This window comes from Sphingopyxis sp. LC363 (assembly GCF_000756385.1).
In the GTDB taxonomy this organism is placed as follows: Bacteria; Pseudomonadota; Alphaproteobacteria; order Sphingomonadales; family Sphingomonadaceae; genus Sphingopyxis.
On record NZ_JNFC01000039.1, the window covers coordinates 17,393 to 27,808 of the forward strand.

8 protein-coding genes are annotated in these 10,416 nt (G+C 58.3%); 4 read left to right on the plus strand and 4 right to left on the minus strand.

The genetic code is table 11. The features are described from left to right. Positions 1 to 59: 59 nt before the first annotated feature. Entirely contained in the window at positions 60 to 926 is an 867-nt protein-coding gene (gene nadC, locus FG95_RS14560) for a carboxylating nicotinate-nucleotide diphosphorylase (RefSeq protein WP_052182392.1), read from the minus strand. Beyond that, complete coding sequence (locus FG95_RS14565; protein ID WP_037556815.1) at positions 926 to 2,257, minus strand: Rieske 2Fe-2S domain-containing protein; 1,332 nt, start codon at positions 2,255 to 2,257, stop codon at positions 926 to 928. The genes nadC and FG95_RS14565 overlap by 1 nt, the downstream gene beginning before the upstream one ends. Before the next feature lie 125 nt (positions 2,258 to 2,382). On the opposite strand from FG95_RS14565, the gene FG95_RS14570 reads away from it, so the two are divergent. The 3 genes from FG95_RS14570 to FG95_RS14580 all read left to right on the plus strand — a co-directional run bounded on the left by FG95_RS14570 (position 2,383) and on the right by FG95_RS14580 (position 6,275). After that, positions 2,383 to 3,558 carry a Gfo/Idh/MocA family oxidoreductase gene (locus FG95_RS14570; protein WP_037556823.1) on the plus strand — a complete coding sequence of 392 codons (1,176 nt, stop codon included), beginning with the start codon at positions 2,383 to 2,385 and terminating at the stop codon, positions 3,556 to 3,558. A gap of 3 nt (positions 3,559 to 3,561) precedes the next feature. Further along, complete coding sequence (locus FG95_RS14575; RefSeq protein ID WP_037556816.1) at positions 3,562 to 4,554, plus strand: ABC transporter substrate-binding protein; 993 nt, start codon at positions 3,562 to 3,564, stop codon at positions 4,552 to 4,554. A gap of 152 nt (positions 4,555 to 4,706) precedes the next feature. Continuing rightward, positions 4,707 to 6,275, plus strand: a complete 1,569-nt coding sequence (locus FG95_RS14580) for an AMP-binding protein (RefSeq protein ID WP_037556817.1) — start codon at positions 4,707 to 4,709, stop codon at positions 6,273 to 6,275. Between the two features lie 264 nt (positions 6,276 to 6,539). Here the strand turns inward: FG95_RS14580 and FG95_RS14585 are convergent, their stop codons facing one another. Both FG95_RS14585 and FG95_RS14590 read right to left on the minus strand, forming a co-directional pair. Beyond that, positions 6,540 to 7,445, minus strand: coding sequence for a nucleotidyl transferase AbiEii/AbiGii toxin family protein (locus tag FG95_RS14585; protein ID WP_052182393.1), 906 nt, complete (start codon positions 7,443 to 7,445; stop codon positions 6,540 to 6,542). Continuing rightward, positions 7,442 to 8,110: a type IV toxin-antitoxin system AbiEi family antitoxin domain-containing protein gene (locus tag FG95_RS14590; RefSeq protein WP_037556818.1), complete on the minus strand. Its 669-nt coding sequence runs from the start codon at positions 8,108 to 8,110 to the stop codon at positions 7,442 to 7,444. Before FG95_RS14590 ends, FG95_RS14585 begins: the two co-directional genes overlap by 4 nt. 316 nt (positions 8,111 to 8,426) lie before the next feature. Here FG95_RS14590 and FG95_RS14595 point away from each other — a divergent pair, with 316 nt between their 5' ends. Beyond that, positions 8,427 to 10,331: an ATP-binding protein gene (locus tag FG95_RS14595; protein WP_200880208.1), complete on the plus strand. Its 1,905-nt coding sequence runs from the start codon at positions 8,427 to 8,429 to the stop codon at positions 10,329 to 10,331. Positions 10,332 to 10,416 lie beyond the last annotated feature (85 nt).

Consider the following 10,416-nt stretch of genomic DNA (forward strand, 5'->3'; position numbering starts at 1 on the left):
GCTCCAGGCGAACGCGGCTGAAGCCCTTCGGGGGAAGCCGACCCGTGTCTCATGCGACGCTAGGCGTCATCGCGATGATAATCCAGTCCTATATCGGCAGCCGGCGCGCTCTGCGTGATCCGTCCGACCGATACATAGGCCACACCCGTCTGTGCGATTTCGCGAATCGTGTCCAGACGAACGCCGCCCGAGGCTTCAATGGGAACCCGCCCCGCTACCATATTGACGGCGGCCTGAAGCGTCGAAGGGGCCATATTGTCGCACAACAAGCTGTCTGCCCCGGCCGCCAGGGCCGCCTCGATTTGGTCGAGCCGGTCAACCTCCACTTGCACTGGCAGTTGCGCAATCGCGGCCTTTGCCCGCGTCACCGTCGTCTCGACGCTTCCTGCGACCGCGATGTGGTTGTCCTTGATCAGCACGCCGTCATCAAGCCGCATCCTGTGATTCTTGGCTCCGCCCATACGAGCGGCATATTTCTCCACCACCCGCAGACCAGGCACGGTCTTGCGCGTGTCGAGAAGCGTGCAGCCGGTCCCCTCGATTTGCGCGATATACTGCCGGGTCATCGTCGCTATGCCGCTCAAATGTTGAAGTGTGTTGAGCGCCGACCGTTCGGCAGCGAGCATGGGCAGCGCGAAGCCCCTCAATTGCAGGATCGGCTTCCCGGCAGCGACATGGTCACCATCGGAAACGACGGCCTCCATCTCGATTTGTGGATCCAGCTTCTGGAATATAGCCATGGCTAGCGGGACACCGGCCACGACAAGATCGTGGCGCGCCGCCAGAATGGCCGTCAAGCGCGCGCCCTCGTCGATCGTGGCCCGGCTGGTTACATCACCGCCGGTACCCAGATCTTCGCGCAGGACCAAATCGACAAAATGCTCAAGGCCGGCCGCGTCGAGCCCCGCGATGGTTTCACCCGCCATCAGGCGTCAACCCCGGCTCTCTTCGCCTTTGCTTGGCTTGGGCTCTTGGCCGCAAGGGCGAGTTCCTCCTCGGACACATTGAGCAGGCGCCAGTCATCCCCTTTCGGCACCATTCCCTCAAAGGACATGAGCTTTGCAAACGGTACGCGGGGCTCTACCGTACCGATTGCAGGTTCGCCCCTGGCGACTGCCTGAGCAGCCCGATACATCTGGGTACGGAACGTAAAGATCGCCTTGTCGCTAGACCCGAGGCGGTCTGCGCTGCGATCTGCGATCGGCCCCATCGATTCCCACATTGCCATGTCCTGCGCCGGAATCCCGTAAATCCCGGTAAAGTCGCCGGCCCTCATCAGGTCGCGATCCTGAAGATAATTATTCTCCTTGGCGCGGACCTTCTTGAAGGTGATGGGTTCGACATCTTTCCCAATTTCCGCACCGCAGAATTTGCGCCACGCATCCTGCTCGATACCTTTGGCCGGATGCCATGCGACCCAGTAAAACATGGTGTTCACATCGTCGATCGGAACGAGCATCTGCGACAGATGATACTGGTTGTTGGACGGAATGTGAACGGTGAAGGGCGCAACGAAAAGCGTCATTCGGACGTAGTCTTGCTTGTCAGCGTCCACGATCGGTTTGCGAATCGCGGCATAGCGAAGACCGAACGACGTTCGGTCGACCTCGATCCGCGGCGCTTTATCAGCCGACGGGCGCAGCCACGCCGTGTCGGTGGCCGTCGATCCTGACACATCCGTCGCGGTCGGCATATTCGATGAATGCAGACTGGAACTGTGCGCGGAATCGATGGATCCTTCGAGCACCTGAGCCCAATTGCAAGCGCCATGCATCTTCACGATGCTGATCTTGTCTGCAGGGGCGGCGCACCAGTTGGGGGGATCGAAAGGCGTCACGGTCTCTTCGGCGCCCAGCCACACCCAAACGAAGCCGCCCGCTTCTTCGACCGGATAGGCTTTCGTTTTCATCGTCGAACGCAGCTTGGCGTCGACGGGTTCGGACGACATGTCTACTGCATTGCCGTTCACATCGAATTTCCAGCCATGATAGAGGCAACGCAGGCCGCATTCTTCATTTCGGCCGAACGCCAGCGAGGCTCCGCGGTGCGGGCACGCTTCGGTGAGGGCGCCAATTCGACCCTCGCTATCGCGGAAAACGACGATATTCTCGCCTAGAAGGCGCACACGTAGCGGCGTACAGTCGGGTTCGGCCACTTCTTCGATCATGCATGCGGGCAGCCAATGCTGGCGCATAAGCTTGCCCATCGGCGCATCTTTCTCGACGCGGCACAGGAGATCATTTTGCTCTGGAGTCATCGTGCAAGTCCTTTCCGGCAAAGCTGCTCATTGTGTTGCTTGAAAATACTTCTATATCGATGTATCTCACTTTTCAAGCCGGGGCTGGCCGGCAACGGCAAAAATCGCAGAAGGGGAATGGAAGCTTGGCCGTCAATCTAGGCATTGTTGGCCTCGGCCGGGGATTCATGTTGACGCTTCCGGCTCTGCGTGCGCACCCAAGGATTAAGCTGATGGGCGCATTCGATGTCAGAGCCGAAGCCCGCGAGCGTTTCGCCACTGAGTTCGATTGCCTTCGCTATGATAGTCTCGAGGCTCTGCTGGCGGCTCCTGCTATCGATGCCATTTATATCGCGACCCCGCATGGCCTGCATTCCGAACAATGCATTGCCGCTGCGAAGGCCGGAAAGCATGTCCTTGTCGAAAAGCCTATGGCCCTCCAGCTCCCCGAGTGCGACGCGATGATCGATGCCGCCCAAGCAGCTGGGACCGTCCTGGTTGTTGGGCCAAGTCACGGTTTCGACGAACCTGTGCAGGAGGCCGCGAAGTTGATCGCGACAAATCGCTTCGGCCCGCTGCGACAGATCACGGCCTTTAATTTTACCGATTTTATGTACCGGCCACGGCACCAAGTGGAACTTGACCCGGCGCAAGGGGGCGGCGTTGTTCACAATCAGGCGTCGCATCATTTCGACATATTGAGGAGACTGGCGGGTCAGCCGGTTACCGAGGTGACTTCACTGGTCGGAAGCTGGGACGCCAATCGTCGAGGCGATGGGGCCTACTCGGCATTCGTCCGCTTCAGGAGCGATGCCGCGGCGACAATGACCTACAGCGGTTACGGACATTTCGACAGCGACGAACTGATGGGTTGGATCTCCGAGCTGGGGCATCCAAAAGATGCTTTGCAGCATGGCGCTGCGCGGCGGCGCCTGACCGCCATGCACGGCGACGAGGAAAGCCGTGCCAAGCTTGCCCGAGGATTCGGAGGCGAAGCGGGAACGTCCCCAGATCCCGCCGCCGCCCACGAACATTTCGGATTTGTGTTGGTGAGCTGCGAACGCGCCGATCTGCGATTAATGCCCGACGGAATTTGGATATTCGAGGATGACCGTCGTCATTTCCTTCGGCTCCCCTCGCCTTCTGGTCCACGAGCAGGCGTGATCGACGAGCTGGTCAATGCGGTCGAAGGACTCTGCCCGCCGGTACAGGATGGCATCTGGGGCCGGGAAACGGTCCTGTGCTGCGAAGCGCTCGCGCGCTCCAGTGCGATGGGGCGTGCCGTTTCCATTGAAGAAATCAAGAAAGACAAGGAGAAATAGACCATGAGCAGACTGAAGCTCTCTCTCGCCTGCTGGCGTTACGATCGAACAGAGGCACTGGCGAACGGGAGCGTGCGGCCGGATGGAATCGACCTGAATTTCATGGCACTCGATGTCGAGGAAACCTTCTTTCGAATGCTTCGGAACCAAGAGTTTGACGTCGCCGAACTCTCGATGTCTTCCTATTGCGTCACGCTTGGCCGGGAAGATCCTCCCTTCATTGCGATTCCGGTCTTTCCTTCGCGGTTTTTCCGACATTCCTGCATCTTCGTCTCAGAAAAGAGCGGAATCAGGGAGCCAGCCGACCTAGTGGGTAAGCGCATCGGGGTTCCCGAATATCAGATGACCGCACCGGTCTGGATCCGGGGCATATTGCAAGATGAATATGGCATCGATCCCACCTCGGTCACCTATTTCACAGGCGGAGAGGAACAGCCGGGCCGCGAAGAGAAACTGAAGCTCAATCTCCCGGAGAAATTTCGCCTCGAGCCTATCGGTCCTGATCAGACGCTTTCGCGCATGTTGGCCGATGGTGAAATCGATGCACTCCACACCGCGCGAGCCCCGTCAACATTCTATTCGGAGAAAGGCAAGGTCCGACGTCTCTTTCCGAACTTCGTTGACGTTGAACAAGCCTACTTCAGCAAGTCGAAAATTTTCCCGATCATGCACGTCATCGCCATCCGCCGCGAGGTCTATGAGCAGAACCGCTGGATCGCACAGGCGCTCTTCAAGGCGTTCACTGAAGCGCAGCGGCAAGCCTATCAGGATTTGCTCGTCTCGGCGTCGCTAAAAACGATGCTTCCATGGCAAATCGCATCGGTCGAGGAGACGATCGCGACGCTTGGCTCCGAGTGGTGGCCCTATGGAATCGACAAGAACCGTCATGTGATCGAGACATTCACCCGCTACCATCACGAGCAGGGTCTTTCGCCCCGCCGGCTGACAATCGAGGAAATGTTCGCGCCCGAGACGTTCAGCGAGTTTCGTATCTGAACGAATGGCTGGTTGGCAGGGCATTCCCGATACCGGTTCCCGGCTGAGAAATCGACTTCCATCTATGACGTGTCCACGTAGCTCGCGCAATACGCAGAGAGACGCCGTCACAGACATGCCAATTTGAAATCATCTGAAAAGGAGAGCGGGCGATGAGACTCGTGGACTGGTTGGACAAGGGCGCTTCCATCAATGCGGATGCTCCATTCCTGACGATGGACAGCAAAAGTCTAAGCTATGGAGATGCACAAACGCTTAGCTACAGAACGGCACGCAAACTTCATGAGGTCGGTATCTCGCCTGGAGAGCATATTGCGATCCTGTCGGGAAACGACCCGATTGCTTTCGCATGTGTATTTGCGATCTCACGAGCCGCGGGCGTGTGGTGCCCCATCAACCCGCGTAACGAAGCGGCTGAAAACGCATATATCCTGGACAACTTTGACTGTTCCGTTCTTTTCTTCCATTCGAAATTCGCATCGCTGGTCGCCGGCCTTCGTGATACGCTCAAAACAGTCAAATTGCTCGTCTGTCTCGATGAGACCCAGCCTTTTGCGCCCTCGCTCGAAAGCTGGCTGGCAGATGTGAGCAGCAAACCTTTTGAGGCTTCGCCCGTCAGTAACCTTGCGATGCTTCCTACGACTGGCGGCACTACGGGCCTCCCGAAAGCGGTCATGCTGTCGAATGAGAATTTCGAGGCCATGACGGCCCTGATGCTGATCGCCTATCCGTTCGAAGGTCGGCCAGTCTACCTCGCAATGGCACCCCTCACCCACGCTGCCGGCGTCTTCGCATTTCCGATCATGGCAAACGGCGGCGAAATCGTGATCATGGCTGATGCAGATATCAGCCGATTCTTGGCGCTGGCCTCGAAGCACGGCGCAACGCATACCTTTCTCCCGCCGACTCTGCTCTACATGCTCCTGGATCATCCCGAACTCGGGTCCGCGGATTTATCTTCGATGCAGTGCTTCTGGTATGGGGCGGCACCGATCTCACCGGCGCGTTTGGAAGAGGCGATAGCGAAGATCGGGCCGGTGATGGCACAATTTTACGGCCAGTCCGAAGCCCCTATGATGATTTCGGCCATGGCGCCGAAGGAGCATTTTGATGCTTCGGGTTCGATTGCCCACCCTCGGCTTGCATCGGCGGGGCGCCCCGGCCCCTTGGTACAAGTCGCGGTGCTCGATCAGAAGGGCAATGTGCTGCCAAGAGGCGAACGCGGCGAGGTTGGCGTGAAAGGCACCTTGGTGATGAGCGGATATTATAAGAATCCGGAGGCGACCGGGGCAGCCACCGTGAACGGTTGGCACCTCACAGGCGATATTGGCTATCTCGACGCCGACAATTTTCTCTACATCGTCGACCGTGCGAAGGACATGATCATCACCGGCGGTTTCAACGTCTATTCAGCGGAGGTCGAACAGGCGCTGCTAGCGCATCCAGCCGTTCAAGACGGCGCTGTCTTCGGATTGCCCGATGAGAAATGGGGCGAACGCGTCTGCGCCGTCGTCCAGTTGCGTGCTGGGCACACAGCCGAACCGAATGAGATCATAGCGAGCGTAAAAGCAGCGATTGGAAGCGTAAAAGCGCCGAAGGACGTCACAATTTGGAATGATCTCCCGCGGTCAAAGATTGGCAAGGTCCTCAAAAAGGACATCCGCGCCCATTTTGTGGGGAATGGCTCAGATATTGTCGATGACCAACTCAGCGACGCATAGAAGTGACGTCACAAGCGTCGGCAGTGCGCACCGGAGATGAAATCGCGAACGGTTTTGCTCCGCGGCCTCCAGCCACGGATACGCGTCAAAGTGGGACCCCGGAAAGCTCCCTCGAAGGCTTTGCCTTTCGGGTGAAACCTGGCCTAGATCGGGGTCCTGATTGACGCCTATCGAGATCCCGCGCAACGGGACATCCAGTTATGTTTCAATGCAGCAAACTCTTTCGATCCAGGGTCGTGCCTCAACGCCGGTCTCCAATTATCGCTAATCGCGCGGCTCAGCCAGACCATGGGTTGTCGGCCCCGCCGGTCCGCCATTCACCCCGGCATCGAGCTTTGCTACCTTGGCTTCGAAGAAGCGATCACTCCACAACTCAATCGATTTCAGGTCCTTCGGGCGTAGAAATCGGCGTACGTCCTCGATCGCGCGCTTCCAGTCGATAGTCGCGATTTCAGTGTTCAGCGTTTGGCGCAGCCACGCCATATCGAGGGCGAGACCCTTTTCGCCTTGCCAAGGCCCCGCCTGAACCAACGCGGCGCGCAGGAGCGTCAGGTTGGGCGTGACACCCTTGGAGACATACCAGGAAAAATCGAACCAATCCCTGCCCTTCAAAAAGCCCCGGCACAGAAGGGCATGGATTTTCAAAGCAAAATTGGACGCGAGATCCTGATGCCGTACTTCATAATCCAGCGGAAAATCTAGAAAAGTAGTCGCTTCTCCAGAGCCGGCGGGCGGATTGGTGTCGATCTCGAGCTTGATCTTGATCGTCCGGTTCGGGCCACGATCGGCGAACTTGAGATTAAGTTGATTGGCTATCGAATTGTCCTTGAGGACGGCCTGACGGATAGCGGCATCCATCCTTTCTTTGGCCTCGACCTCAAGCTTGAGGCCGAAATCACCGAAGATGGCCACCATTCCCTTCAGGTAGGACGACCAATCAAACGCGGGGTCCGGCTTCCTCAGAATGAAGTCGAGATCTTCGGAAAAGCGCGGCAATCCATGCAGGATTCGTAGGCTTGTCCCACCCTGGAAAAGAGCGACCTCGAAGAAATCGGTACGCCAAAGCGCATAAAGCGCGATTTCCTGGAGGGCTTCCTTGGTGGCATTTTCAACCTCCGGGGGCGTAGCACGTTCATATCGTGTCAGCCTTTCCTGGATCAGATCGATCATTGCGACGCCGCCTTCATCGCCGTGATAGCCCTTTCCAGTTCAACCTGAAAGTCGATGACGGCCCTGTGCTTGTAAACCTGCGCAAGCGCGGCAAAATCCTTGTGGTGCAAACTCCGCAATTGTGTTTCTTCGATCCGCATGCCTTCAAAAACCCAGGCAAGGCCGGACCAACGCTCCTTCCGCAAGGCGACAAGATCCATGAGCGCTCGCAACGGGCCCGCCACCAGACTTGTCAGGCCGCCGAACTTCGCCCGGTTTACCCCCGCCAAGAACCGGTAGTGCTGGACCGCCAGTGGGTGAAAGCTGAACCCGCCCAAGGACGGAACGTCATAGGAAACGGTCTTGCGCCCGGGCGACACGCTTGAAGTCGTGAAAACCGCTTCGGGAATCCAGCCGTGGTATGCAAGCGCTGTTTCGAACGAAATATAGCTCCCCGGAACAAGCGCTTGGGAAACTACAAACGGGTGAACCGGTTCGCTTCGATAACGCGTGCCCAGCAGGTAGCGTCCGCGTTTGAGCCGAAGAAGCGAGCCATCTTTCAAAGCCCGATTTACAAGCCCATAGCGGCGAGCGTTGCTTCCACCCAGAATATCGTCCAATTGACGTTCATTGAAGATTCGATCGGCCAGTCCGGCCGTTGTCACTGTATCTAGAAGCGTATCCACAAAATTCCATATACTTCCAAGTTTCGGAAGTTTCAAGAATTTTGTAGAAGCTAGACCGGCGATCGATTGTCCCGGGGCACGAGCCTCACACCATATTCCGTGGTTTCTCAACTGAGCGAAGGGTCCCATCCGCGTGGGCGCCCCTTAGACCCAAAGCGGAAAATCCAGACAAATATTGGCCCGAAGCACCAAGGTGACCCAAAAGCGCTCGAGAGAATCCGGTCCTTAGGGTTGTTAGACGGTTCCCACCAGTTCGTGACTTGGTGGGAACCTGCGGGTATTTCCCCCGCACCATCTATTCAATCGCGAGGTTCGCTTGGCCGAAAACGCAAGAGCCGCGAAATCGAGCGGCCAAAAACTTTCCGGCGAAAAGGTCGCGGTCGTTAGCGAACGCCAGCTTATCCGGATCGAGGCGGTCCACCGCGGCTTCCTCTATCAGCATCTCTACGGCGCTGCGTGCCTCCTCCTCGCTGGCGCGGCTGGGGTCGAACGTGTCGTTGTAGAACGAGACGAAGACGTCGAAGTCGTGCTTCCAGATCGCCGGATCTACGTTCAGGTCAAGACGCGGTTCGGCAATTTGAGTCCAAGTGACATAGCGGGCGCACTCAAGCGTTTCGCCGAAATCAGAGAGGAGCATCGCAAGGGAGTGCGCGCCGGCGATGCCGGCTTCGTGATCGCAGCGAACGCGGCGCCGTCTGCTCCTCTGCTCGCAAAAATCACGGCCTCCGATTGGCCGCAAGATGTGGAGCTACACTGGCCCGATGGTCCCGCACCGTCGGAACCATGCTTGCCTATGCCCCTCAGAAATGTCGCAGAGGCTATTGCTGCCTGCTCCGCCCTCGCCAGCGCACTGCCGTTCGCATTGTTAAGACCGGAAACGCTCACCTGGAAGCTCGCAAGTCTCGTCATGTTCGCGTCTGCAGGGTCTCCGCCACGGCAAAATCACAGCTTTTCACGAGAAGAACTCCCCGCCCTGTTCGACCAACTTGTTATCCAGATGCAGGAGCTGCCTGCTCCTCCACTTGTCTATCGGGCGCAAGTGGATGAACCCGCGCTCCTCGACGAGCGACATGTCCGCATCGTCTCGGGCCTTTCTGGCTCCGGGAAGACAGCATGGGTCGCAGAGGCTGCACTCCATGCCCCTCTCCTAGTTACATATCTCGATGTGGTGGAGATACCCGGCGCCGCGCTCGGATCGGCCGTAGCGCGGGAAGTCGCCGGCCGGATGTATGGACGGTCGAGCGGAAAGCTCGGCGAAATCCTGCTACCAGGCGCCAGCGGGCTCGATATGCTGGGGGCGCTCAGCGTCAAACTCGGCGAAGAGGGCCTGCATGCCGTTGTCGTGATCGACAACGCCCACCGGGTCCCGGCATCGGATATCGAGACGATCGTCAAGCGCGCGCCGCACCTGCGCTTCCTGCTGCTCTGTCAGCCGAGCCCCGATGTTGCAGTGCTTGAGGCCAAGCTCGATGTTCGCGCGGAGACGCTGAATGGCTGGGACGAGGACACCATCGCAGCGGCGGTGCATGACGCCGGTTGCCAGGCCGATTTCAGCGATTGCGAACGGCTTTCGCGGCTGACCGGGGGACTTCCCTTTTATGTTCTTAACGCAGCCAGTGTCGCAGCGCGAGAATATGGCGGCGCCATCCGCGCGTTCTGTACCGACGTGGAAGCGCAAACACACATCGTCGAAACGGCGCAGGAAATCATCCTGCAGCGCGCCTTCGAGAGCTTGTCGATAGAGGATCGAGAGTCCATCGCCGTGCTGGGTCTGGCCGATGTGGCGCTGTCGCGCGATGAAGCGATGAAGCTGCTCCGTGGTGCCTGTGATCTCGACGCAAAGGCTGCCGCCGCCCGTCTGCGGGCCCTGCCATTGACGGGCGCGCTGGAAGTTTTCGGCAATGCGGGGCTCAAGGTCCACGATGCCGTCAGGCTGCTTGGCAAGGCTGATCTGGCTATTCGCGAGAACAACTTCGAACAAAAGGCAAAGGCGGCGCTGCTGGATGTCGTCATGTCATCGATCCGGAAGGACTGGAGCATCGGGAAGCTGGGCCTTCTGATCCGGTTGTTCGGTCAGTTGGGGGACGCGAGGATACTTGTCCGGTTTGCAACCGACGAATTGTTTCATGAGATGGGGGTCTGGCCGGAGATCGCGCCATATCTGCTGCTAATCGCAGCGGTGCTGCGCGACAATCAAGGTGAGAACAGCGCGACAATCTAGATGAGAATGGCGGGGGTGTGTCTGTCGGGACGAGGGGCGAAGCCCCGAGGAGCGACAGACACACCCCCGCAAGCGTCTTTTCTTT

Excerpts from the sequence above, each read along its gene's own strand:
- nadC (WP_052182392.1), bottom strand. The coding sequence starts at position 926 with ATGGCGGGTGAAACCATCGCGGGGCTCGACGCGGCCGGCCTTGAGCAT.
- FG95_RS14565 (WP_037556815.1), bottom strand. The coding sequence starts at position 2,257 with ATGACTCCAGAGCAAAATGATCTCCTGTGCCGCGTCGAGAAAGATGCG.
- FG95_RS14575 (WP_037556816.1), top strand. The coding sequence starts at position 3,562 with ATGAGCAGACTGAAGCTCTCTCTCGCCTGCTGGCGTTACGATCGAACA.
- FG95_RS14580 (WP_037556817.1), top strand. The coding sequence starts at position 4,707 with ATGAGACTCGTGGACTGGTTGGACAAGGGCGCTTCCATCAATGCGGAT.
- FG95_RS14585 (WP_052182393.1), bottom strand. The coding sequence starts at position 7,445 with ATGATCGATCTGATCCAGGAAAGGCTGACACGATATGAACGTGCTACG.